The sequence below is a fragment of the Burkholderia sp. MSMB2157WGS genome, from assembly GCF_001532755.1.
Taxonomy (GTDB): Bacteria; Pseudomonadota; Gammaproteobacteria; order Burkholderiales; family Burkholderiaceae; genus Burkholderia.
Genome location: NZ_LPJG01000047.1, coordinates 83,767 through 108,914 on the forward strand (window position 1 = coordinate 83,767; position 25,148 = coordinate 108,914).

Here is a 25,148-nt window from a genome sequence, read left to right on the forward strand (position 1 = left end):
TTCATCCGCGCACGCGGTCGAACACCGTGTGCGTGACGAAGCCGACCAGCACCGCGTCGGCCAGCGCGTCGGCCATGCTTCGCGCGTCGGCCGCGACGCACGACTGCAAGCCGTCGCACAGCGCGGTCAGGCCGAGCGCCAGCACCGGCGCAGGCAACGGCAGCGACACGCCGGCCCGCGCCGCATACGCGTCGATGCACGCGGCCGCGAGCGCCTGCCGCTCGCGCAGCAACGCGCCGAAGCGCGCGCGGAACCGCGGATCGCGCGCTGCCTGGAGCTGCGCGTCGAGCCACATCAGGCGCGATGCAGAGCGGGTCGTGCCCCTTCGCCAGTACGCGAGCATCGCGTGCTGCGCGTCGTCGGCCGGGTCATGCGAACCGACGATCCGCTGCAATGCCGCGGCAGCCTCGCCCTGATCGCGCTGCAGCAGCTCGAACAGCGCGTCGGCCTTGCCGCGGAAGTTCGAGTAGAACGCGCCACGCGTATGCCCGGCCGCCGCGGCAATGTCTTCCACGCTCGCGGCCGCATACCCCTTCTCCGCGAAGATCGCGCGCGCGGCGTCGATCAGGCGTTCGCGCGTCGCATCGCGCCGCTCGGCGCGGGTCAGGCGAACCCGGTCCATCCGTGCGCTCCGCGATTCGCCGCGGCCGGACCTGCAACCGGCGCGAGCCGCGTCCGCTTCCGCGATGGCGCGACTCATTTCGGATACGACAGGACGCTCGCGTTCACGTTGTTCGGTCCGGCGTCGCGCTCCAGTGCGCAATACGCGTGATAGAGCGCGGCGGTCAGGTACGACCAGGTCAGCAACGCCAGTACGTAGAAGTTGAATACGACGTTGGTTTCCTCGCCGGGAATCTTGTAGAAATCGTAGATGCACGCGACCGCCTGCGACGCGACGAGCGCGAACGTCGTCGTCAGCGCATGGAGCGTATGGCCGGCACGCACGAGCCGCCACACGAAGCTGGCGAGATAGATCGACATCAGCGTCCACATCGCCACGTAGAAGTACGGCAGCGCGTGCTGCAACACACCGGCCACGAGCGCGACCGTCCCGAGCGTCGCGAGCACGAACAGCGTCACGTCCTGCCGCAGCGACGGCCGGTAGCCGTGCGTGACGGCCATCAGGCCCGCGACCGCGATCACCGGCATCCCGAACCCGCGCGAGAACGCGTCGAGGAAGTGCGAAATGAAGTACGACACCGGCGATTCGGTCGCGAAGAAGATCACCGCGTTGGACGCGGAGATCGTCACGATCCACCACTCGAAGCCGAGCAGGAAGTTGCGCTTGCGCACGAACTTGAAGCCGTAGACGCCGGTCGTCATCGCAAGCGTCGCGCTGGCAAGACAAAGGACAAGTGATCTGTGATCCATGGTTCGAACTCCCGAAGTCGATTGCTGCCGTTGATTCACTGCCTGGCGGGGGCGAGGCTCGCAAGATAGGTCGCCACCGCCGCCCGATCGTCCGCCGACATCGCCTGCGCGACGCGCTGCATCGTGCCGGTCGCCTCGCTGCGCGAGCCCATCGCGAACGCGTCGAGCTGCGCGAGCAGATAGTCGTAACCCTGCCCGGCCAGCCGCGGGAACTGCGCCTGCCCCGTCAACCGCGCACCGTGGCAGGCCGCGCATGCGCCGCCCGTTACCAATTGCTCGCCTTTCGTGCGCAGTCGTGCATCCGGCTTGAAATAGCGGTTATCCAGCGGCGCCTGCTTCGCGTAATAGCCGGCCACCCGCGTGATCTCGGCCTCGCTCATCGTCATCGCGAGCGGGCCCATCGTCGGGTTCGTGCGTTGCCCGCCCGCAAACGCGCGAAGCTGCGCGGCCACGTATTGCGCCGGCTGGCCGGCGAGGCTCGGATATGCCTGGCTGAGCGACGTGCCCTTCACGCCGTGGCAGCCCATGCACGCGTCGGTCACGCGCGGCCACGGGCCGCCGTCGGCGTCATCGGCTTGCGCGGCCGTATCGATATGGCGCTGCAGGCGATAGAAGCCGAGCAGCGTCGGGCCGTAGAGCGCCAGCAATGCACCGATCGCCACGAGCGCCGCGACGAGCAGCATGCGTTTCTTCATCTTCGCTCTCCTAAGCACGACGCAGCGCATTGAGCGCCTGAAGCGCGCTTTGGTGACCGGCGCGCACGGCGCCGTCCATGTAGCCGGCCCAGATGTTCGCGGTCTCGGTGCCCGACCAGATCAGGTTGCCGCACGGCGCGCGCAGCGCGTCGCCGTGCGCGCTCCAGAAGCCGGGCGGGATCGCCGACACGCACGTGATCGTCCACGGGTCGGCGAGCCCCCAGTCGCGATCGTGGTACGACACCGGCGCACGCGCTTCGTCGCCCCACGCCTGCGCATAGAGATCCATGTGCATCTGCTGCGCGGCCTGCGGATCCGACGGCATCAGCGCATTCCGGACGAATGCGTTGATCACGCCGATCTCGCCGCCCGGCGGCGAATTGTCGTAAGCCCAGAAGATCGGCCCGTCGGTCTGGAAGATGTGGCCGTTCAAGCCCTTGTCGCGCCAGAACGGGCGGCGATAGACCATCGCCGTCTTGCGCGCCGGCGAATGGGCCGGCCATGCGCGCTGCAGCGCGTGGCGCCTTTCAGGCAACGGCGGATCGAACTGCACCTGGTGGCACAGCGCCGGGTGAAGCGCCATCACGACCTTTTTCGCGCGCACCGTGCCGCGATCGGTCTGCAACGTGACGACGTCGCGATCCCAGCCGACGATCCGCCGCACCGGCGACGACAGCCGCACCTTGTCGCCCAGTTGCTGCGCCATCCGGATGCTCAGGCGCTGCGAGCCGCCGACGAACCGCGTTTCCTGTGCGCTGTGCTTGATCGAGTCGAGCTGCGCGTAATCGCAATCGGCGGAGTTGATCATCGACAGGAAGTGCAGCAGCCCCATCTTCGCCGGCGCGACGCCGCCCGACAGCGAGATCGATGCGTTCCAGCCCATCCGGTCTTCCGCCTTGATGCCCTGTGTCGCGAGCCAGTCGCCGACCGACAGCCGGTCGAGCTCGCCGACCTTCGGCGACGTCCACGGCGCACCGGACGGCACGTCGCGCGACAACTTGCCGAGCTTCGCCGCGACGGCCTCGTCGGTGCCGAAGGTGCCAGCCAGGTCGATCTCGGCGCGCCCGTCGCCGCCGAGGATCACCGTCTTGCCCGCGTAGTAGCTCGGGAACGTGCCGACTTCCAGCTCGCGGGCGAGATCGGCGATCGCCGTCTGGCCCGGGCCGATCCACTGGCCGCCGACTTCGGTCACGAAGCCGCCGCCGACGTCGTAGTTCAGCGTGCGGCCGCCCACGCGGTCGCGCGCCTCCAGCACGACGAAGGATTCGCAGCCCGCGTAGCGCAGGTCGCGCGCGGCCGTCAGGCCGGCCAGCCCGGCGCCGACGATCGCGACATCGACGACGTCGCCGTCCTGGCCCGCGACAGGCGCCGAATCGGCCTTCGCCCGCGCGGCGCCGAGTGCAAGACCGCCCGCCGCGACCGACGCACCCGCGACCTTGAGCCACTGCCTGCGCTGCAGGTCGGCCGACCCGCTGATGGATGACTTCCTGGACATGATCGGTAAATGACGCCTGCAATGGGCGCGAACGCCGGCCCCCGTGCCGGGAAGCGGCCATCGTTCGCGCGGAGTCTGACGACGGGATGCGATCCCGATCCGCTTCACCTGCCGCCGGCCCGAGCGCCCCTCGGACGGGGCGCGCGAATCCGGTTCGCATTCCTGCCTGGACACACGCCGTACTGCTCCGTACCGATATGGATTTTCCGGCGCTTCTAATTAGTACATGTTGCAAAAGTTAGGTCATGATACATAAAACAAGATCGAAAAAAAAAGACAGGGTATTCCCCTGTCGGGCAATGCATCGCAGCGCTTCCGAAAGGTCGCGGAATGCCGGCGCACGCAACGGCGATCGACCCGGTCTCGCCCGTCTCCGTTCGGTTGCGCGGGCCGTGCGGTAGTATGGCGATTCGATGGAACCCCGATAGATCCGAACGAGTGGCCATGCCCGAATTTTCTTCATCTCCCGGCGCCGGCCAGCGCGCACAGGCGCTCGTCCTCATCGCCGAGGACGAACCCGAGATCGCCGAGATCCTGACCGCCTATTTCGCGCGCAACGGCCTGCGTACCGTGCACGCCGCCGACGGCCGCCGCGCGCTCGAACTCCACCTGTCGCTGAAGCCCGACCTCGTGCTGCTCGACGTGCAGATGCCACACGTCGACGGCTGGAAGGTGCTCGCCGAGATCCGCCATCGCGGCGATACGCCGGTCATCATGCTGACCGCGCTCGACCAGGACATCGACAAGCTGACCGGGCTGCGCATCGGCGCCGACGACTACGTGGTCAAGCCGTTCAACCCGGCCGAAGTCGTCGCGCGCGCCCAGGCGGTGCTGCGCCGGTCGATGGGCGGCTCGCGCCAGGAAGAGCAGCGCGTGCTGCGCGCCGCGCCGTTCGAGATCGATCTCGAGCACCACGAAGCGACGGTCGAAGTCGACGGCGCGCGCCACACGCTCGTGCTGACGCTCACCGAATTCAAGCTGCTCGCGCAGCTCGCGCGCGCGCCGCGCCGCGTGTTCAGCCGCGCCGAGCTGATGGCGACCTGCCTGCCGGAAGGCGACGCGCTGGAGCGCACGGTCGACAGCCACGTCAGCAAGCTGCGCAAGAAACTCGACGATCTCGGCGTCGCGGGCGTGCCGGCCAGCGTGCGCGGCGTCGGCTACAAACTGTGGAGCGGCGAGTGAGACTCGATGGCCTGAGCCGCCAGATCGCGCTGACGATGGGCGCGATCGCCTTCGGCATCACGGTGCTGATCGTCGTGACGGCCTATGCGTTCTACTACCTGCTGTACCAGTACTCGCCGGAGTCGTTCCAGCCGCAGAGCTGGCTCCCGAGCGGGCCGGAGTGGGTGTGGATCATCTCGACCACGCTGGTCGGCCTGCTGATTGCCGTCATCGTCGCGATCAACCTGTCGCGCCGCATCCTCGTGCCGCTGAATTCGGTGACGGACAGCATCCGCCGCGTCGCGCGCGGCGATCTCGGCGCACGCGCGGTCGCCGGCGACCGTTCGTTGAAGGAAGCGGCGCTGCTCGCCGACAACTTCAACGCGCTCGCGAGCGAACTGCAGCGCGTGACCGACGAGCAAACCTTCTGGAACGCGGCGATCGCGCACGAGCTGCGCACGCCCGTGACCGTGCTGCGCGGCCGGCTGCAGGGGCTTGCCGAAGGCGTGTTCACGCCGAGCGACGCGCTGTACCGCAGCCTGCTCGCGCAGGTCGAAGGGCTGACGCGGCTGATCGAGGATCTGCGCGTGGTCAGCCTCGCCGACAGCGGCCACCTGAACATCGAGATCCGCGACACCGATCTCGCCGCCGAAGTGCGCGCCGTGGTCGACGTGTTCGCGCACGCGCTGCAGGCCGCCGGCCAGCATCCGGAACTCGATCTCGACCCGCGTCGCATGCGCTGCGACCCGGTCCGCATGCGCCAGGCGTTGCTCGCGCTGCTGGAGAACGCACGCCGCCATGCGGTGCCCGGCGCGATCCGGATCCAGACGCGCATCGAGAACGGATTGTGCCGGCTGCGCGTCGAGGACGACGGCCCGGGCATTCCCGCCGAGTTCGCGCCGCACGTGTTCCAGGCGTTCCGGCGCGTCGACGAGTCGCAACCCGGCGGCACCGGCCTCGGGCTCGCCGTCGTCGCGGCGATCGCGCATGCGCATCGCGGCGAAGCGCTGTGCGTGCCGACCGGCGCGGGCGGCACGCGGTTCGACGTGCAGTGGCCCGACGATCTCGTGCCGGCGGCCGACGGCGAGCGCTTCCCGACCTGACGCGCGGGCCTTGCCGCTCATGCGCGCGGTTCGCGCCCGACCTGTTCGAGCGGTGGGCGAAAGCCGAGCACCGTGTACTCCATCACCGATACCCTCCCTTTGCCGGCCGCGCCCTGCACGATCACCGCGCGCACGGCGCCGGCGCGGTCGAATGTCAGCCGCGTGCCGACGGTCGCGTGGCGCAACGCCTCAAGCTCCTCGATCCGCGCGATCGCCAGCTTGCGTACCGCGCCGGACACGTACACGGGCAGGAACGCCAGCGCGATGAAGATCGACACCGCGTCCTTCGACACGCTGTCCAGCACCGGCTGGCCCGACATCACGAGCGACAGCGACGTCGCGGCGACGAAGATCGCGAGCACGGTGGCACCGACGCCGAGCGACGCGAGCCGCTCGGCCGCCTTCTTCATGAGCGCCTTCACGAGTGCGCGCGCGGTCTCGGACGTCATCAGCCATTCGCGCTGCGCACCGTAGAAACCGGCGATGCCGAGGAACAGCGTCGCGACCGCGCTGATCGCGATGCTGGTGTACAGCGCGCCGGCCATTACGCAGACGAATTCCAGCACGAACACGATCGCGAGCGGACACAGCAGCAGGCGGAACGAATAGCCGTCGCGGCCGTGCCCGCGGATCCACCATCTCACCGGCGCGAGCTGCCAGAAGCGGCTCTCCGGGCGCAGCGAAAGTTCGTCGTTGTCGGTCAATTTCCCACCTGTCGAATCTCGCACCGTGTCGGCGACGGCCGGCACGCGGGCCGTGAATCCGCACGGCCGCAGCCGCATTCTCCCAGATGCACGGCGCGGCGCGAAAGGGCGCTCCACCGCCCGACCACCACATTTTGTGCATCGCACGACCCAACCTGAGCAAAAAGTATCGGTTCGCGAACTCTTTTGATGTGGTGATCGCATCGCCCGCGTCACACCATTGTTCCTGCCGTCATCGGCGGCATTCGAACAAGCAGAATCAAGGAGACACGGGTGAACAAGATGCGAATCGTCGCAGCCGGCGTGCTGCTCGGCGCCTGTCTGCCGGGCGTCGCGGCCGCGCAGGTCTGCAAGGTGCCGACCCTTCGGGTGCTCGCGCAGAAGAGCCTCGGCCTGTCGGTGATGGAGAAATCGCTGGCCGACTACGAGAAGAAGAGCGGCACGAAGGTCGAGATCAGCTATTTCGGCGAGAACGACCGCCGCGCGAAATCGCGGCTCGACGCGTCGACCGGCGCGGGCTCCTACCAGATCTACTACGTCGACGAGGCGAACGTCGCCGAATTCGCGTCGGCCAACTGGATCGTGCCGCTCCTCAAGTACTACCCGAAGGAATACGACTACGACGACTTCCTGCCCGGCCGCCGCGCGGTCGCGAGCTACAACGGCGTCGCGTACTTCGCGCCGCTGATCGGCGGCGGCGACTTCCTGTTCTACCGCCGCGACCTGCTCGACGCCGCGCACATCCCCGTGCCGAAGACGCTCGACCAGCTCGTCGCCGCGATCAAGAAGCTCAACGCGCCGCCGAAGCTGTACGGCTGGGTCGCGCGCGGCCAGCGCGGCTCGGGGATGAACGTGTGGCGCTGGTCGCCGTTCATGCTCGGCATGGGCGGCACGTGGACCGACAAGGGCGGCCAGCCCGCGTTCAATTCGCCGGCCGCCGTGAAGGCCACGCAGCTCTACGGCGACCTGTTCAAGTACGCGCCGCCGGGCGCCGCCACCTACGACTGGAGCAACGCGCTCGAAGCGTTCCGCTCCGGCAAGGTCGCGTTCATGATCGAGTCGACGCCGTTCGCGGACTGGATGGAAGACGCGAGCAAGTCGAGCGTGGCCGGCAAGGTCGGCTACACGCGGCCGCCCGCGCCGCTGCCGTCGGCCGCGTACGGCCACGGCTTCGCGATCTCGGCCGTCGGCGCGAAGGACGACTGCACGCGCATGGCCGCCGGCCGCTTCATCGCATGGGCGACCAGCAAGGACCAGGAGCAGGCACGGCTGCGCAACGGCGTGTTCAGCGACTACAACCGCTCGAGCACGATCGGCAGCCCGTACTTCAAGCAACACGTCGCGCCGCAGATCCAGGCCGGGCTGAACGACACCAACCCCGTCACGCAGGTGACGATCTGGCGTACGCCGCAGTGGCCGGATATCGGCGACAACCTCGGCATCGCGCTCGAACAAGTGTTCACCGGCACGCAGACGGACATCCGCGGCACGCTCGACGACGCGGACCAGTACGCGAAGGACGCGCTCGAACATGTCGCTCGCAAATGACGGCGCCGGCGGACGCGCGCTCGGCGTCCGCCCCGCCCCTTCCCCGTCCTCGGCCCGCCGCGCCGGCGCGCGCCGCGACCGCACGAGCCTGCCGTGGGTGTTCCTCGCGCCGACGCTCGCGCTGCTCGCGGTCCTGAGCCTCGTCCCGACGATCGCCGCGATCAACCTCGCGTTGCGCAACCGCGTGCTGCGCTACCCGGACAGCGAATACGTCGGCCTGCGCAACTTCGTCCGGCTCGCGTCGGACCGGCGCTTCCTGAACGCGATCGAGGTGTCGGTGCTGTGGGAAGTCGTCACGGTCGCCGGCGCGGTGCTGGTCGGCATCGCGCTCGCGGTGTTCCTGTTCGAGCGCGTGCACGGTCGCTGGCGCCGTGTCGCGTCGCTGGTGCTGATCATGCCGGTGCTGCTGCCGCGCGTGTCGGCCGCGTTCATCTGGAAGTTCATGTACGCGCCGCTCACCGGGATCCTGAGCTGGCTGCTCGGCACGCTCGGCGTCGAGCACACCGCGTTTCTCGCCGATCCGCATCTTGCGCTGTATGCGGTCGCGCTCGTCGACGTGTGGCAGTGGGGACTGTTCTTCGCGGTCGTGATCCTGAAGCTGCTGGAGACGCTGCCGCCCGAGCCGCTCGAAGCCGCGCGGCTCGACTACGCGACGACGTGGCAGGTGCATGCGTACATCGCGCTGCCGATGCTCAAGGCGCCGCTCGTGAGCCTCGTGTTCATCAAGATGGTCGAATCGCTGCGCTCGTTCGACCTGATCTACGTGATGACCAAGGGCGGCCCCGGCATCGCGACCGAAACGCTCGATCTCTACGCGTACCAGCAGGGCATCGGCCTCGCCGGCAAGGTGTCGTATGCGTCGGGCATGGCCGTGCTGATGATGGTCGCGACCACGCTCGTCTTCACGCTCATCTGGAAGAGGGTCAACAAATGGGACGACTGACGGCACGCCGAATGGCTCGCCGAATGGCTCGCCGCGGCCCTGCCGCCACCGTGTCCACCGTCGCGATCGCCGGCGCGATCCTGATCGTCGCCGCGTTCCCGCTGTTCTGGGCCGTGCTCAATTCGCTCAAGCACCTGCTCGACATCGTCACGCCGACGCCGCGCTTCTTCTTCACGCCGACGCTCGCGAACTACGAACAGGTGCTGTCGAGCCCCGAAGTATTGATCAGCCTCGGCAACAGCATCGCGATCGTCGGCGCGGCCGTGCTGATCGGCGCGCTGCTCGGCGTGCCGGCCGCGTATGCGATCGCGCGATACCCCGTGCGCGGCAAGCGCGACATCCAGTTCTTCCTGCTGTCGCTGCGCTTTTTGCCGCCCGTCGCGGTCGCGCTGCCGCTGATCGCGATCTGGGTCGATCTCGGGCTGTACGACACGAAGCTGTCGATGATCGTCACGTACCTGCTCGTCACGCTGTCGACCATCACGTGGCTGTCGATTCCCGTCTTTCGTCGGCTGCCGCGCGAAATCGAGGAAGCCGCCGCGCTCGACGGCTACGGCCCGTACGCGGTGTTCTGGCACATCGCGCTGCCGGTGTGCGCGAGCACGCTGCTCGGCGGCATCGTGTTCAGCTTCGTACTGGTGTGGAACGAACTGATGATCGCGCTCGCGCTCACGTCGTCGCGCAGCGCGACGCTGCCGGTGGTCGCGTCCGCGTTCACGTCGCTCGGCCAGGAAGTGCCGTGGGGCGTGATCAACGCGTCGACGGTGCTGCTCGCGCTGCCGCCGCTCGTATTCGTCGGCATGCTGAGCCGGCTGCTCAATTCGATCGTCAAGGGAAAATAAGGAGAACACGTTGAAAGCGCTCGTACTCGAACGCACGCGCGAGCTCGCGCTGCGCGACATCGACCTGCCGCAAGAGGTCGGCCCCGGCGACGTCCGGATCAAGGTCCATACGGTCGGCGTCTGCGGCAGCGACGTGCATTACTACGTTCACGGCGGAATCGGCCCGTTCCGCGTCGATGCGCCGATGGTGCTCGGTCACGAAGCGTCCGGCACCGTCGTCGAGACCGGCGCCGACGTCACGCACCTGCGCGTCGGCGACCGCGTGTGCATGGAGCCAGGAGTGCCGCGCCTCGATTCGCCCGCGACGCTGCGCGGGCTCTACAACCTCGATCCCGACGTGCGCTTCTGGGCGACGCCGCCGGTCCACGGCTGCCTGACGCCGTTCGTCGTGCATCCGGCCGCGTTCACGTACCGGCTGCCCGACAACGTGTCGTTCGCCGAAGGCGCGATCGTCGAGCCGCTGTCGATCGGCCTGCAGGCCGCGAAGAAGGCGGCGATGAAGCCGGGCGACCTCGCGGTCGTGATCGGCGCCGGCACGATCGGCGCGATGACGGCGCTCGCCGCACTTGCCGGCGGCGCCGCGCGCGTGATCCTCGCCGACGTCGTGCCGGACAAGCTCGCGCTGTTCGCCGGCAATCCGGCCGTCACGACCGTCGACGTGCGCACGCAGCCGCTCGCCGACGCGGTGGCCGACGCATCGGGCGGCTGGGGCGCGGACGTCGTGTTCGAGGCAAGCGGCAGCGCGAACGCGTATGCGGGCCTCGTCGATCTGATCTGCCCCGGTGGCTGCGCGGTGCTGATCGGGATGCCGGTGGCGCCGGTGCCGCTCGACGTGGTCGCGCTGCAGGCGAAGGAAGGCCGCATCGAATCGGTGTTCCGCTACGCGAACATCTTCCCGCGCGCGCTCGCGCTGATCGCATCCGGCGCGATCGACGTGAAGCCGTTCATCTCGCGCACGTTCCCGTTTTCCGAAGGCGTGCGCGCATTCGAGGAAGCGGCGAGCGGGCAGCCGCGCGACGTCAAGATTCAGATCGAAATGGATTGAGCCATGGCCCGAATCGTCTGTCACGCATTGTCGAAGCACTACGACGGCGGCCCCGCCGTGCTGCATCCGCTCGACCTCGAGATCGCCGACGGCGAATTCATCGTGCTGCTCGGCCCGTCCGGCTGCGGCAAGTCGACGATGTTGCGAATGATCGCGGGCCTCGAGGCGATCACCGGCGGCGAGCTCGCGATCGGCGACGCGGTCGTCAACGACCTGCCGCCGCGCGAGCGCAATGTCGCGATGGTGTTCCAGAACTATGCGCTGTATCCGCACATGACGGTGTACGACAACATCGCGTTCGGCCTGCGGCGCCTGAAGGTGCCGGCCGACGAGATCGACCGCCGCGTGCGCGACGTCGCGCGCATCCTGAGCCTCGACGCGCTGCTCGAGCGCCGTCCGCGCGCGATGTCGGGCGGCCAGCAGCAGCGCGCGGCGATCGCGCGCGCGATGATCAAGACGCCCGACGTGTTCCTGTTCGACGAGCCGTTGTCGAATCTCGACGCGAAGTTGCGCACGCAGTTGCGCGGCGACATCAAGCGGCTGCATCGGCAGTTGAAGACGACCACGCTGTACGTCACGCACGACCAACTCGAAGCGATGACGCTCGCCGATCGCGTCGTGCTGATGCGCGGCGGCCGCATCGAGCAGATCGGCACGCCGGCCGAGTTGTACGGCCAGCCGCATACCGTGTTCGCGGCCGGGTTCGTCGGCACGCCCGCGATGAACTTCGCGGACGGCACGATCGCGCGCGTCGGCACGACCGTGCTGCTCGACTGCAACGGCACGCGCTGGCCGCTCGCGTCCTCACGCTTCGCGCGGCTGCAGGACGGCCGGCAGGTGAAGGCCGCGATTCGCCCGAACCACCTGCGGCTCGTCTCCGAAGGCGATCCGACCCCGGGCACGCTCGCGCTGACCGGCACGGTCGAACTCGTCGAATTGCTCGGCGCCGAGGCGCTCGTCACGCTGGACTGGCGCGGCCAGCCGTGCGCGGCCCTCGTGCCGGCCCCGATGGCTCCAGCGCCGGGCGCCGTGGTAGCGTTGCGCTTCGACGAAGAAGCCCTGCATCTGTTCGACGCCGGCACCGAGCGCAACGTCGCGCTGCCGGATGCGAACCCGATCGCGCACGCGGCGGCGCCGGCGGCCGCGACGCGCGCCACGCCGCCTGCCGCGACGGGCTGGTCGACGTCCCGTTCGTAGCACGCCGGCCTGCCCCGACGGAGCACACGATGAACCCGGATCTCGAGATCGTTCCCACCCACCGCGACGAATCGTTCCGCGCGTGGGTCCACGACTATCCGCATTCGGTCGCGAAGTGGCACTTCCATCCGGAGTACGAGATTCACCTGATCCAGGCGTCGCGCGGCAAGGTGTTCGTCGGCGACCACATCGGCGATTTCGGCCCCGGCAACCTGATCGTCACCGGGCCGAATCTGCCGCACAACTGGGTCAGCGAGCTCGCCGACGGCGAACGCGTGCCGTCGCGCGACGTCGTGCTGCAGTTCTCGCGCGATGCGATCGAGAAGATGGTCGGCGCGTTCAGCGAATTGCAGCCGGTGATCGACCTGATCGACGACGCGGCGCGCGGCGTGCAGTTTCCCGACCGCGTGGGCATCGAGGTCGCGCCGCTGATGCTCGAACTCGCGAACGCGCACGGCTGCCGGCGCGTCGAGATCCTGATGTCGCTGTTCGACCGGCTGTCGTCGTGCCGCGAGCGGCGCGTGCTCGCGGGGCCCGGCTACCGCAGCGACGCGCAGCACTACATGTCGTCGACCATCAACCAGGTGCTGTCGTACCTGCAGCAGAACCTGCCCGGCATGCTGCGCGAAACCGACGTCGCCGCGTTCGCCGGCATGAGCGTCAGCACCTTCACGCGGTTTTTCCGGCGTCACACCGGCTCGTCGTTCGTGCGCTACCTGAACCGGCTGCGCATCAACGAGGCCTGCGAGCTGCTGATGTTTTCCGACCTGACGGTGACCGACATCTGCTACCGGGTTGGCTTCAACAACCTGTCGAACTTCAACCGTCAGTTTCTCGCGATGAAGCAGGTGCCGCCGTCGAAGTTCCGCGCGCTGCACCGGCTCAACGAACCGCACGGCCGCGACGACGCGCCGCCCCCGCGACGCGCGCCGCCGCGCGCCCCAGACAGGACGCTTCATACGTGACATATCTCGGCATCGATCTCGGTACGTCCGAGGTCAAGGTTCTCCTCACCGATTCCCGGTCGGCCCCGCTCGCGACCGGCTCGGCCACGCTGTCGATCAGCCGGCCGCATCCGCGCTGGTCCGAACAAAGCCCGCAGGCGTGGTGGCACGCGATGCTCGACGCGATCGCGTCGGTGCGCGCCGCGCACCCGGCCGGCTTCGCCGCGCTGCGCGGCATCGCGCTGTCCGGCCAGATGCACGGTGCGACGCTGATCGACCGCGCGGATCAGGTGCTGCGCCCCGCGATCCTGTGGAACGACACGCGCGCCGGCACCGAATGCGTCGAGCTCGAGGCACTGGTGCCGGAATCGCGCGCGATCACCGGCAACATGGCGATGCCCGGCTTCACCGCGCCGAAGCTGCTGTGGCTCGCGAAATACGAGCCGGCCGTGTTTCGCGCGGTGCACAAGGTGCTGCTGCCGAAGGACTACCTGATCTGGCGCCTGTCCGGCGAATTCGTGTCCGACCTGTCCGACGCGTCGGGCACGCTGTGGCTCGACTGTGCGCGCCGCGACTGGTCCGACCGGATGCTCGCCGCGGCCGACCTGTCGCGCGCACAGATGCCGCGCCTCGTCGAAGGCAACGCGGCCGCGGCGCAGTTGCGCGACGCGCTGCGGCGCGAGTGGGGTATCGCCGGGCCCGTGACGATCGCCGGCGGCGCCGGCGACAACGCGGCGTCCGCGATCGGCATGGGCGTCACGGGCGCCGGCAGCGGCTTTCTGTCGCTCGGCACGTCGGGCGTGCTGTTCGCCGGCAACGACCGCTTCGCGCCGAACCCGGACGCCGCCGTGCACGCGTTCTGTCACTGCGTCGAAGGGCGCTGGCACCAGATGAGCGTGATCCTGTCGGCCGCCGCGAGCCTCGACTGGCTCGCGCGCGCGCAGGGCACGACCGCCGGCGCGCTGGCGGCGCGCGCCGAACGCGCCGATCCGGCTCGCGCGCCGCTGTTCCTGCCGTATCTCGGCGGGGAGCGCACACCGCACAACGACGCGCATGCGCGTGGCGTGTTCTTCGGGCTGTCGAACGAGCACGATGCCGACGATCTCGCGTATGCGGTGATGGAGGGCGTCGCGTTCGCGATGGCCGACGGCTACGACGCGCTGCGCGCGGCCGGCACGACGCTCGACGCGGTGTCGTTCATCGGCGGCGGTTCGAAGAGCGCGTTCTGGGCGCGGCTGTGCGCGAATGCGACGGGGCTCGCGATGCAGCGCCATGCGGACGGCGCGGTCGGGGCGGCGCTCGGCGCAGCGCGCCTTGCGCGGCTCGCGGCGACGGGCGACACGCTGGAGGACGTCTGTGTCGCGCCGCCCGTCGCGGAGACGGTCGTGCCCGATGCCGCGTCGGCCGATCTGCTGGCGGGGCGGCTCGCGCGCTATCGGCGGTTGTATCGCGCGCTGCGGGACGAGTTCAAGGACGCCGACTGAACGCTCGGGCGATCGCGCTTGACCCGACCCTTGGGATCGCCTTTATGCTGAGCGCAACGAATCGTCGGCAAAGAGGTGACGGATGGGTACGGACACACCCCGTTTGAACGCATCGGCCGCCGCCGCGCGGCTCGGCGTCTCGATCAAGGCGCTGCGGCTGTACGAGCGGCAGGGCCTCGTCACGCCGGCACGCACGCCGGCCGGATACCGCGCGTACGGCCCGGAAGATCTCGCGCGTGCCGCCGACATCGCGGCGCTGCGCAAGCTCGGCCTCGGGCTCGCACAGGTGGCGGGCGTTCTCGACGGCGACGCGCGCCATCTCGACGCCGTGCTGGCTGCTCACGAAGCGGCGCTCGATCACGGGATTCGGGCGCTCGTGAGCAAGCTCGACGGCGTGCGCGCGATGCGCGCCGACCTCACGCGCGGCCGGATGCCGGCCGATGGCGACCTGACGCGGCTGCTCGGCGAAACGGACGCGGGTGTCGCGTTCAATCTGCCGTGGCCGTGGGGCGGCGAACGGTTCGAGTGTCGCGATATCCGGCCGTTGAACTACATCATCGGTTCGCTGGGGAGCGGCAAGACGCGGCTCGCGCTTCGGCTGGCCGATGCGTTGCCCGGCGCCGTGTTCGTCGGCCTCGATCGGCTGGACGACGATTGCGCCGCGGCATCCGACGCATTGCGCGCCGATCCGGAACTGAAGTCGCGCGTCGGCCGCACGTCGGCGTTGCTCGTCGACAACGGCGCGACGCCGTCGGCGGCGCTGACCGCACTGCTCGTCAGCCTCGAAGCGGCAAGCCCGCGCGTGCGGATCGTCGACATGATCGAACAAGGCCTCGACCGCGCCACCCAACGGGCATTGATCGCGCATCTACGCGAACGCGCGGCCGCCGGCATGCGGCCGCTGTTCCTGCTGACCCGCTCGACGGCGATCCTCGATCTGGCAGCGGTCGGCCCCGACGAAACCATCCTGTTGTGCCCGGCCAATCACAGCCCGCCTGCGCGCGTGGCGCCTTACCCGGGCGCGCCGGGGTATGAGGCCGTGGCCACGTGCCTCGCGGCGCCGGAGGTGCGGGAGCGGATTGCGCGGCGGCCGGAAGCGCGCGCCGCCATACTTCGTGCGGAGCAGGAAACGAATACTTCGCGATCTGCCCGTCGGAGCACGTGATGGCGCGCGAAGAACGGGTAGAAATCGAACTCGACGATATCGAATCGACCGAACAGTTGCACGTACGGCTGATGAAGAGGTTGAATTTCCCCGATTGGTATGGACGAAACTGGGATGCGTTCTGGGACGCCATTACCGCGCTCGTCGATATGCCGCTCATTCTTCGGCTGAAAGGCTGGTCGGAATTCGAACGCCGCTTTCCCCGCGACGCGAAGCTGATGCGCGAGTGCCTGCAGAACATGGCCCGGCAATATCCGGCCTTCGCATCCCGTGTCGAGTACGACTGATCGAACCCGCCGCGCGCCGCAAGATCGCGCGGCCCTTCCTTACGGACTCGCCTTTTCCGCGCATTGAGCGCCATTTCCATCGTATCGAAATAGGTGTGCGCCCAATCGGACCTGCCCGGACCACCGGCGCCCCTGCATGGCGCTTCGGCTTCTATCGATGAACGTGCGTAACGGCACATGATTTTCGGTCAACCAGTAAGCGATCGACCGACTCGCCATGCTCGATAACTGATGGATGCACACAGCCCGCCGGTAGATGCGAAGCGCGAGAAATCGCTCACCGTTCAATTGGCGTTGCATTGCCCCGATCTACGTGCGCAGCGCTTCAAACCGATTCATGGTCGCAGCAACCTGACATGGATTCGCGTCCGGATTGACGCTATCGGACAAGTTCGTTGCTTGTCGGCCGCTATCGGGACGCGTCGGCGAGTCGTCTTGTCCGGATGGCCAAAATCGCGCGCAAACGGTCATTCGCGTTCAACATGAAGGACGTCCGAAAGCGTTCGTTTCGGGTATCGTCCATCTTTCCTGCCAGCACGCCACATGACCGCAAATGGAAACAGTACCGGCCCGGCCGATATCGGCCCCTGCGACGCGATGAGCCGATTTCGCGTCACCTACGACGGGCCCGCGCTCGAATCGTCCGAGATGGACGTGCGCGAACTCGCGCCCGCGCTGCTCGCCTTCGGCGATTTGCTCGATGCGTCGACGCGCGCGCTGTGCGGCGATCAGGTTCGGCCGCAGGTGAACGTGCGGGGCAGCTTCAAGACCGGCAGCTTCGGCATCGATTTCACGCTCGCGACCTCCCTGCTCGGCCGAATGCGCGATCTGTTGAGCGGCAACGAAGGCACGGCGCTCGCCAATGCGGTCACGATTCTGACCGCGCTCGGCATCGCCGCGCCAAGAGCGAGGAACGGGCTTTTCGCGGTCCTCAAATGGCTGCGCGGGCGCGAGATCACCCATGTGCGAATGCAGGACCACACCGCGGTGCTGCACGTCGACGGCGACGCCCTCGAAATCGACCTGCCCGTGCTCACGCTGCTGCGCGACGTCCGCGTTCGCCATGCAACCGCGCAAGTGCTTGCGCCGCTCGCGCGCGACGGCATCGAGATGTTCGCGGCCGGCACCGACACGGAGGTGTACGAGACGGTCACCCGCGACGAGATGCCATGGTTTCACGCGCCCGAGCCAACCGCTGCGCTCCTGCTCGACGAGCATCGCAAGATGGCGTTCTCGATCGTGTCGCTTGCGTTCAAGGACGACAACACATGGCGCCTGTACGACGGCACGTCGACGATTCACGCGACGATCACGGATGCCGGCTTCCTGTCGCGCGTGAACAACAGTCAGATCAGTTTCAGCAAGGGGGACGTGCTCCTGTGCAACGTCCGTATGCAGCAGTGGCACACTTCGGACGGGGCAAAAACCGAGTACGAGGTCACGGATGTCCTCGAACATCGCCCGGCCGGCCTGCAGATTCCGTTGCCGGGCCTGTGATCCACGTCGAAGCCTCGCGCGCGACGCAACCGCTCACCACTCATGAAACCGGCGATCCATCTGCGTACTGCCTCCCGGGAAGATCTCCCGTTCCTGCTGACGCTCCGTCGGCTCACGATGACCGAGCACCTGGAGCGCGTCGGCGCGCCGACCGACGATGAAGCGCACGACCGGCGCATCCGCGCGAACTTCGACGACGCGATGATCGTCTGCGAAGGCGCCGACGCCATCGGCCTGCTGAAGGTGACGCACGCGGTCGGCGAATGGCACGTCCATCAGATCCAGATCCACCCCGCGCGCCAGCGGCAGGGAATCGGCGAAGCCGTATTGCACGCGCTGCTGACCGACGCCGCGCATGCGCGCGTGCCGGTAGCGCTCAGCGTGCTGCACGGCAACCCGGCGCGGCGGCTCTACGAGCGACTCGGCTTTCGCGTCGCATCGGAAACCGACACGAGCGCGAACATGATCTGGCGCGCGTGACGTCGCGCGGTCCCATCAGAAGCCGGCGATATCCTCAGTTGCCACGCGCCCCGCTAAAAGCACGGGCCCTCCCGACGGAAAGGCCCGCTTCCACCTCGACCGCCCGAACGATCAATCGTCGTCGCGGCTCGCGACCTTCTGCGTCACACCGCGCAGCTTCGGATACGGCCGCGCGCCCATCATCCCCTTCCACAACACGCGGTTGAACTGATCCGCCGGCACTTCGTCGGCATCGTCGAAGTCGAACTTCGCCGTCACCTTCGCCCAGTACGCGGCGTCGTGCGTCGGCGTGACGTCCGGGCCGGCCGCGTATTGCAGCGCGTTCTCGCCCGCCGCTTCGGCCACGCGCAGCCCGGTGCCCTTCAGCGCCGTCGACGCGACGGCCGTATAGCTCCACGACGCCGGGCCATGCACGTCGAACACGTCGGTCATCGGTCGCTGATACGCGGTATTCAGGTTCATGTGTTGCGTACCGAGCACGTCCTCGATGGTACGCAGCGCGTTGACCTGGCTGTAGCGCGTCCGGATCACCGCGCCCTGCTTCACATACGGCCCGACGATGTACGCAGGCCCGCGGTGCGAATCCACGTGATCGGGACCGTCCTGCACATCGTCCTCGGTTACGACGATCAGCGTATCGTTCGCATACGGACTCTTCGCCACGGCCTCGACGAGCCGGCCGACGGCCAGATCGTTGTCCGCCTGCTGCGTTTCCGGCGTATTCACGCCGGCGAACGCCGTGCCGAACGCGCCCATGTGATCGTGCGACAGACGCACCAGCGACAGCGTCGGCAGGTTGCCGCTCGCGACGTACTGGTCGAACTCGCGCTTCCACTCGTCGAGGCGCCACTGATCCGGATACGTCTGGTCGAAGCCGCGGAAGTACACGTCGGTCATCGGCGCGAGCCGAGGATCGAGCGCGGCGGCCTGCACGACACCGGCCGCATGCGGATCGACGATCGGGTTCGCGGCCGTGCCGATGCTGCCGACGTTGTTCACGAGGAAGCCGTAGTTGCGGACGGTGCCGCCGCCGGCCAGCACCGCATCGAAGATGTAGCCGCGCTGACGGCCGAACGGCGCATCGGACGACGCATGGTTGCCCGTGCCGGGCAGCAGGTTCGCCGCACCGCCCGGCAGGGCCGCCGCCGCGTTGCTGTAGTTCGTCGTGCCGGCGGGGCCGGCCGCCGCGTCGCGCTGCTGCACCGTTTCCCAGTTGACCGGCACGCTGCGGTTGGTGCCTTCGCTCTCGTACGACAGGCCGCGATTGACCGCCGCGTAGTTGATCTGCTGGGTGATCGTCTCCGTGTTGGTGACGCGCCCCTGCAGCGCCCACGACCAGCCGTCCATGCTGCCGTCGCCCGGGTTCATGAAATTGTCGAGCGTCACGAACTGGCTCGCGAGACGATGGAAGTTCGGCGTGATGTTGCGGCCGAACTGGGCCAGCCGCGGATCGCCGTCGGCGCCGTTGCCGATGTCGCCGAGCACCTGGTCGAACGTGCGGTTTTCCTTGACGACGTAGATCACGTGCTTGATGTGACGGCGCAAGAAGCCCATCACTTCGTTGTCGCGGTCGTTGTCTTCCGGACGATAGAAGTTGTTGCGGGCCGCCTGCTGCGTGAGCATCGGCAGTTCATGGGCCGCCGGCACCGGCGCGCTCACGAGCGACGCGCGCTCGAGCTGGAACTGATATTCGTTCGACGCGTGCGACGCGGCTGCCTGCGCCGGCGTTGCGCCGAACAGGTGATCCGGGTTCGGGCCGGTCGTGCTCTTGCCGTTCACGACGTACATCCACGTGCCGTCGGCGCTGAACGTCACGTCGTGCGGCTCGAACGCGGTGGGGATCAAGCCCGTGACGCGATACGCGCGCTCGCCGACGAGCGGTATGACGGCGATTTCGTTCGCGCCGGCGTTGGTCGCATACAGCGTGCGACCGTCGCGCGACAGCGTCACTGCGTACGTTGCCGCGCCCGTATGCGCCTGGCCGTGCGGGAGCACGCCGGCCGGCGCGCGCGCATCGATCCGGTTCACGACCGCGTTGCTGTCGGTGTCGATCACCGCAACCTGGTCGGCGTTGTCCTGCGCGACGAACAGCCGCGACTGCGACGCGTCGAGCGTCATGCCGAGCGCGTTGCCATCCAGCTTGATGCGTTTCACGAGGCGGCCATGCGACGGCGACGACACGTCGACCGCGACGATTTCGCGATCGCGATCCGACGATACGTATGCGATGCCGTTGCCCTTCATCGCGACCGCGAACGGGAACGTGCCGCCGGCATCGCCGCTACGGCCTTCGTTGCCGGAGAAGAACGGACGCAAGTCATGCTCGTAGCGCACGCTGCCGGTCGCGGTATCGATCACGCTGATCGAATCGTTGTAGTTGTTCGCGACGACGAGCGTCTTGCCGTCGGCCGACAGCGCGAGACCGGCTGCGTTCGGCTGCACGCGAATGCCGACGCCCTTGCCGCCGTGGCCGAGCGCGATCGTGGTCGACAGCGCCCACGCACCGCCGTGCTGCGCATACACGTAAACCGCATCGTCGCTGCCGCCGGTCGCATAGAGCTTGCTGCCGTCGTGCGAAAACACCAGGCCGACGAACGCGTTGGTCTGCTGAAGCACTTGCTTGAGCGCCGGGTGCGTCTTGTTCGCGCCCGCGACGTCGTACAGGAAGATGAACTGCGTCGACGCTGCGGTATCGACCGAGCCGTCCGGCTTGTACAGCGAGTTCTGACCGGCGGTGATGATTGCCAGCGTCTTGCCGTCGGGGCTCAATTGCGAGCGCACGGCCTCCCCCGCGACGAAATGCGGATAGGCCGTCAGCCCGGGATTCAGAAATTGCCGCACCGCGCCGCGCACGGCCAGCGGCGTGACGAACTGGCCGCTCGGCACGCGGGCGGCATCGGCGGCGTTGAACCCGTCCGCATATGCCTGCGATGCAAACAGCACGGCCGACATGATCGCGCCGAGCCGGAGCGCGCGCTTGACCTGGATATTTTTCATAGGAATCCTCTGTACTGGTGGGGGCGAGTATCGTCTGACGTGTCCGGCATAACCCTGGCGTCGTCTGGCCGTATCGCGCAGCGGCGGGAGCCCGTACTATCGATCGAAATACGGCGCGTCGGCGATCGTCGACGTGCGGGAATTACATCGCCACCCAATGTCAAGCACGTGACCGGTTCCATTGCGGCCCGGACAATTACACATCGTTACAGCAAAGGCGTTTCGATGACAGCCATCGTATTGTCACCGCCGAGATCGGCGCTTGCCCGTCACGGCGTCCACCGGTACACGGTGATGCTGTTCCCTTTCACGTTGTTCTTCATCACCACGTACTCGCCGTTCGACCGACGGTATGCGCGGATGCTGTACATCGCATCGATCGCGCTGCTGGTGTCGACGGTCGCGGGGCTCGTGTTGATGAGCGTCGTGTCGAGATTGCCGGTCGTCAGATTGAACGCGTCGACGTTCGGCCACAGCGGCCCGCTGCTGCTGAACCAGTAGCCGACGAACAGGTGGTTGCCCGCCGCGTCGATCGATTTCGCGCCGCTGTGCGGCAGCATGATCACCGGGTCCGGCTTCGTCGTATTGCCCGCGCGCCAGCCGTGATACACCTCGATGCGCGTGCCGATCGACGTCCAGTCGTTGCTGCCGAGCGCGCCCTGCGCGAGCACCATCGTGTCGCTGTCCGCGAGATAGACGATGCGCGTGAGCGGCTGGATGCTGGCCGGAATGCGGGTCGCGACGCCCGGCCCCCACGACGGCTTGCCGTTCGCGTCGAAGCCGGTCAGCGGGTAGTGCGTGATCGCGCCGGTCTTGTCGAGGCCGGCCCATACGCCGCCCTGGCTGTCGAGGCTGAAGCCGCCCGTCACGCGCTGCGTCGTGTTGAACGCCGGGCCCGGAATCGAGCCGTCCGGAATCGCGATGTAACCGTTCGCCGCGTTGAAGTGATAGAAGTAGAAGACCGGCGGATTCTGGCCGGCCGCGACGAGGATCCGGTTCGCGCCGACCGACGTGAGCAACCCGAAGTGTTCGTCGCGCTGCGTATCGCTCATGTTGATGCGCGGGTCCGACGGATACGTGAACGGATCGACGGTGTTCGCGACGAACTTGCCGCCCGCGCTGCCGCTGTATACGTGCGTGCTGCCGTAAAACAGCGCGCCGTCCGTGACCGGGTCCGGCGCGGCGATGCCTTCGAAGTTCAGCGACTGCAGCGTCCAGCGCAGATTGCCGCCGCTGCCGTACGCATGAATGTCGGTCGCGCCGTTGCGGCCGAGATCCCAGCTGCCGCCCCACGGGTTGTTGAGCACATAGAGGTTGCCGCCGCTATCCTTGCCGATCCCGACGATGCGCGTGAAGCGTTGCGGGCCGACCTGCCCCTTGATGCCCGTCGTCGTGTCGAGATAGCCGCCGCGTACGCCGAACGTGCCGGCCAGCGCGGGCCGGCCCGAGATCGAATAACGCTTGATGTTCTGGTCGGGGCCTTCGTCGCCCACCAGCAGTTGCCCGGCCGCCGCATCGACATACAGCGCCGACGGGTGCGAGCCGGCCGGCATCCGGATCGTATTCAGCAACGCGCCGGCCGGGCTGAAGCCGACGATCGAGCCCGCATTCTTCTGCGCGACCCACACGTTGCCTGCGCCGTCCACCGCGAGTGCGCCCGGCGCCGACACGTCGATGTCCCGCTGCCACACGCCATCGGTGGTGAACACGCGCACGCGATTGCCGTAGAAATCGCTCGCATAGAGCAACGATCCGGCCGTCGCGAGCCCGGTCACGACGTCGATGCGCGGCTGGTTCGTCGCCGCGCTGATCTGGATGACGCGGTCGCGATACTTCGTCGCGCGGTTGTAGCGCCCCACCGCGCCGCTACCGTACGTCTTGCCGGGCTGCAGCGCGACGAACAGCGACGTCGCGTTGCCGGTGATCGCGCTGCCCTGGAATTCCGAATGCGCACCGATCGAGCCAATGCTCTTGCCGTTCTGGTAGATCGCGACGCCGCCTTCATCCTCGTCCCACATCGACGCCGTGTAGATCACGCCTTCGGGCGCGACCCACATCGAACGCGCGACGTTGCCGACATGGGCGGCGAGCGTGCCGTAAGTGTTGGCGATCCAGTCGGTGGTATTGCCCGCATATCCGACCGGCGCGATCGTCGCAATCGCGGCGGCAAGCAGTACGGCCCGAATCGGTTTCCGGTCGACCATGGCGGATGCTCTCCTGAATGGTGGCGTCATTCACATGAAGGGGCGGCCGGATGGTTTGAAAATCGGTCACACGTAAATACTTCCGCTGAATCATCCGGCCCGGTCGGTATTACATCGGGCACGCATTCGATACTCGGCCACGTCGAGCATAACGTCATATAAATCGAAAAAAATTGCGGACCGCCCGAAGAGGCGGGTGTCGCCGATGCAGTGAATGTTCACTTACGGCACGATTCGAGATCGGGAAAATCCGGCTTTTGCCTGCAGGAATAACGCCGCTGAGTCGGTGCGACGTATCGATATGGCAAAGGCGGATAGAACGAAGGGTTGACTCGGCGAATCGGGCGAATCGCCGGATGCGGCCGCGGGAACGACCGGCGGAGCGTGTCGCGCGCCGGCCGGAATCCATGTCGAATCCCGGCCGGCTCGCATCAGTTGCCAGGCGAGGACATCATGCGGACGTCGCCGTCTCCCGCACTTGCGCCTGCTCGAGCCCGGCGTCGCCATCCGAATCCGCCTCGTCGCGCGGCTCGCCAAGCTGCCCTTCCCACTTCGCGACCACGGCCGCCGCGATCGAGTTGCCGACGGCGTTGGTGGCCGAGCGCCCCATGTCGAGGAACATGTCGACGCCCATGATCAGCAGCAATCCGGCTTCGGGCAGGTTGAACTGGTTGAGCGTCGCCGCGATCACGACCAGCGATGCGCGCGGCACGCCCGCCATCCCCTTCGACGTCACCATCAGCATCAGCAGCATCGTGATCTGCGTGCCGAGCGGCAGATGGATGCCGTACACCTGCGCGATGAACAGCACCGCGAACGTGCAGTACATCATCGAGCCGTCGAGGTTGAACGAATAGCCGATCGGCAGCACGAAGCTCGAGATCTTGCGGTTCACGCCGAAGCGGTCGAGCGCGTCCAGCAGCTTCGGATACGCGGCCTCGGAGCTGGCCGTCGCGAACGACAGCAGGAACGGCTCGCGGATCAGCCGCAGCAGCGTGAACGCACGCTTGCCGAGGAACGTCACGCCGGCCAGCGTCAGCACGGCCCACAGCAGCGCGAGCGCCAGATAGAAGCTCGCCATGAACTTCGCGAACGTGAGCAGGATGCCGAGCCCTTCGGTCGTGATCGTCGACGCCAGCGCCGCGAACACCGCGACCGGCGCGAACCCCATCACCGCGCCCGTCACCTTCAGCATCACCTGCGCGAGATCGTCGATCACGCCGATCAGGCGCTTGCCCGATTCGCCGAGCGCGGACAGCGCGGTGCCGAAGAAGATCGAGAACACGACGATCTGCAGGATTTCGTTGTTCGCCATCGCTTCGGCGATCGACTTCGGCACCAGATGCACGACGAAATCCTTCAGCGTGAACGCGCCGGTCTTCAGGTTGAGCGCCGCATCGGACGGCGGCAGCGGCAGGCTCAGGTGGCTGCCCGGCTGCAGAAGCGTCGCGGTCAGCAGGCCGAGCAGCAGCGACGTGAACGACGCGATGAAGAACCAGCCGAACGCCTTGACGCCCACGCGACCCACCGCGCTGCCGTCGCCCATCTGCGCGATGCCGACGGTCAGCGTCGCGAACACCAGCGGCGCGATGATCATCTTGATCAGGCGCAGGAACACATCGGACAGCAACGACACGTAACCGGCGACCTCCTTCGCCATCTTCGGGTCGGGAAACGCGCTGTGGCAGGCGTAACCCACGGCGATGCCAAGAATCATCGCGACAACGATGTACTTGGTAATGTTGTGCTTCTTTTTCATTAGTGATCCAAATTACAAAGCGTATGTTGCTAACGGCTGCCCATCATTCGCGTCCGGCTGCGAATCGAAACCTGTGTCTCCAAGCGGGCGACTTGTCCGCTTCGGGCGATCGCCTGGGCGGACAAGGGGGGGCATTCTAACGCAAATGGTGGGCCGGCTTTCAAATCTGAAAGCGACATCGGTTGATTTGCGTCCTGGTGTCGCCGCAAAAAGGGATCGTGTCGCGG

Annotated in this window: 21 protein-coding genes; 13 read left to right on the top strand and 8 right to left on the bottom strand. The window is 67.6% G+C overall.

The genetic code is table 11. The annotated features are described in order from the left end of the window. Position 1 precedes the first annotated feature (1 nt). The 4 genes from WT53_RS28130 to WT53_RS28145 all read right to left on the bottom strand — a co-directional run bounded on the left by WT53_RS28130 (position 2) and on the right by WT53_RS28145 (position 3,561). Positions 2-622 carry a TetR/AcrR family transcriptional regulator gene (locus WT53_RS28130; protein ID WP_034205736.1) on the bottom strand — a complete coding sequence of 207 codons (621 nt, stop codon included), beginning with the start codon at positions 620-622 and terminating at the stop codon, positions 2-4. A gap of 74 nt (positions 623-696) precedes the next feature. Then, entirely contained in the window at positions 697-1,371 is a 675-nt protein-coding gene (locus WT53_RS28135; RefSeq protein WP_034205737.1) for a hypothetical protein, read from the bottom strand. Between the two features lie 35 nt (positions 1,372-1,406). Next, positions 1,407-2,066: a c-type cytochrome gene (locus tag WT53_RS28140; RefSeq protein ID WP_034205738.1), complete on the bottom strand. Its 660-nt coding sequence runs from the start codon at positions 2,064-2,066 to the stop codon at positions 1,407-1,409. 10 nt (positions 2,067-2,076) lie between these two features. After that, a complete protein-coding gene (locus tag WT53_RS28145; RefSeq protein WP_034205739.1) occupies positions 2,077-3,561 on the bottom strand; it encodes an FAD-dependent oxidoreductase in 1,485 nt (494 codons plus the stop codon). Positions 3,562-4,005: 444 nt separating this feature from the next. Here WT53_RS28145 and WT53_RS28150 point away from each other — a divergent pair, with 444 nt between their 5' ends. Beyond that, positions 4,006-4,743, top strand: a complete 738-nt coding sequence (locus WT53_RS28150; RefSeq protein ID WP_034205740.1) for a response regulator — start codon at positions 4,006-4,008, stop codon at positions 4,741-4,743. After that, positions 4,740-5,825, top strand: a complete 1,086-nt coding sequence (locus WT53_RS28155) for an ATP-binding protein (RefSeq protein WP_034205741.1) — start codon at positions 4,740-4,742, stop codon at positions 5,823-5,825. Before WT53_RS28150 ends, WT53_RS28155 begins: the two co-directional genes overlap by 4 nt. Positions 5,826-5,842: 17 nt before the next feature. Here WT53_RS28155 and WT53_RS28160 read toward each other — a convergent pair whose 3' ends face one another. Then, positions 5,843-6,529 (bottom strand): hypothetical protein, encoded by a 687-nt coding sequence (locus WT53_RS28160; protein ID WP_034206285.1) that lies wholly within the window; start codon positions 6,527-6,529, stop codon positions 5,843-5,845. Between the two features lie 282 nt (positions 6,530-6,811). Here WT53_RS28160 and WT53_RS28165 point away from each other — a divergent pair, with 282 nt between their 5' ends. The 11 genes from WT53_RS28165 to WT53_RS28215 all read left to right on the top strand — a co-directional run bounded on the left by WT53_RS28165 (position 6,812) and on the right by WT53_RS28215 (position 17,961). Next, on the top strand, positions 6,812-8,077 hold the full coding sequence (locus tag WT53_RS28165) for a sugar ABC transporter substrate-binding protein (RefSeq protein WP_373558460.1): 1,266 nt from the start codon (positions 6,812-6,814) through the stop codon (positions 8,075-8,077). Further along, positions 8,061-9,020, top strand: a complete 960-nt coding sequence (locus WT53_RS28170; protein WP_230624859.1) for a carbohydrate ABC transporter permease — start codon at positions 8,061-8,063, stop codon at positions 9,018-9,020. Before WT53_RS28165 ends, WT53_RS28170 begins: the two co-directional genes overlap by 17 nt. A gap of 11 nt (positions 9,021-9,031) precedes the next feature. After that, positions 9,032-9,862 (top strand): carbohydrate ABC transporter permease, encoded by an 831-nt coding sequence (locus WT53_RS28175; RefSeq protein ID WP_034205743.1) that lies wholly within the window; start codon positions 9,032-9,034, stop codon positions 9,860-9,862. 10 nt (positions 9,863-9,872) lie between these two features. Continuing rightward, complete coding sequence (locus tag WT53_RS28180) at positions 9,873-10,907, top strand: NAD(P)-dependent alcohol dehydrogenase (RefSeq protein ID WP_034205744.1); 1,035 nt, start codon at positions 9,873-9,875, stop codon at positions 10,905-10,907. Positions 10,908-10,910: 3 nt separating this feature from the next. Next, on the top strand, positions 10,911-12,104 hold the full coding sequence (locus WT53_RS28185) for an ABC transporter ATP-binding protein (protein ID WP_034205745.1): 1,194 nt from the start codon (positions 10,911-10,913) through the stop codon (positions 12,102-12,104). 29 nt (positions 12,105-12,133) lie between these two features. Continuing rightward, the gene (locus tag WT53_RS28190; RefSeq protein WP_034205746.1) at positions 12,134-13,069 is read left to right on the top strand and encodes an AraC family transcriptional regulator; all 936 of its coding nucleotides are present in this window, start codon (positions 12,134-12,136) and stop codon (positions 13,067-13,069) included. Next, positions 13,066-14,532 (top strand): xylulokinase, encoded by a 1,467-nt coding sequence (gene xylB / locus WT53_RS28195; protein ID WP_034205747.1) that lies wholly within the window; start codon positions 13,066-13,068, stop codon positions 14,530-14,532. Before WT53_RS28190 ends, xylB begins: the two co-directional genes overlap by 4 nt. 82 nt (positions 14,533-14,614) lie before the next feature. Continuing rightward, positions 14,615-15,697 (top strand): MerR family transcriptional regulator, encoded by a 1,083-nt coding sequence (locus WT53_RS28200; protein ID WP_034205748.1) that lies wholly within the window; start codon positions 14,615-14,617, stop codon positions 15,695-15,697. Next, positions 15,697-15,984: a barstar family protein gene (locus WT53_RS28205; protein WP_034205749.1), complete on the top strand. Its 288-nt coding sequence runs from the start codon at positions 15,697-15,699 to the stop codon at positions 15,982-15,984. The genes WT53_RS28200 and WT53_RS28205 overlap by 1 nt, the downstream gene beginning before the upstream one ends. Positions 15,985-16,527: 543 nt before the next feature. Further along, complete coding sequence (locus tag WT53_RS28210; protein ID WP_034205750.1) at positions 16,528-17,481, top strand: hypothetical protein; 954 nt, start codon at positions 16,528-16,530, stop codon at positions 17,479-17,481. 42 nt (positions 17,482-17,523) lie between these two features. Beyond that, the gene (locus WT53_RS28215) at positions 17,524-17,961 is read left to right on the top strand and encodes an N-acetyltransferase (RefSeq protein ID WP_034205751.1); all 438 of its coding nucleotides are present in this window, start codon (positions 17,524-17,526) and stop codon (positions 17,959-17,961) included. A 111-nt stretch (positions 17,962-18,072) separates the two neighbouring features. Here WT53_RS28215 and WT53_RS28220 read toward each other — a convergent pair whose 3' ends face one another. The 3 genes from WT53_RS28220 to WT53_RS28230 form a co-directional block, all read right to left on the bottom strand. Continuing rightward, positions 18,073-20,958: a beta-propeller fold lactonase family protein gene (locus WT53_RS28220; RefSeq protein ID WP_034205752.1), complete on the bottom strand. Its 2,886-nt coding sequence runs from the start codon at positions 20,956-20,958 to the stop codon at positions 18,073-18,075. Positions 20,959-21,227: 269 nt separating this feature from the next. Further along, complete coding sequence (locus tag WT53_RS28225; RefSeq protein WP_034205753.1) at positions 21,228-23,162, bottom strand: SMP-30/gluconolactonase/LRE family protein; 1,935 nt, start codon at positions 23,160-23,162, stop codon at positions 21,228-21,230. 451 nt (positions 23,163-23,613) lie between these two features. Further along, positions 23,614-24,921, bottom strand: a complete 1,308-nt coding sequence (locus tag WT53_RS28230) for a dicarboxylate/amino acid:cation symporter (protein WP_034205754.1) — start codon at positions 24,919-24,921, stop codon at positions 23,614-23,616. Positions 24,922-25,148 lie beyond the last annotated feature (227 nt).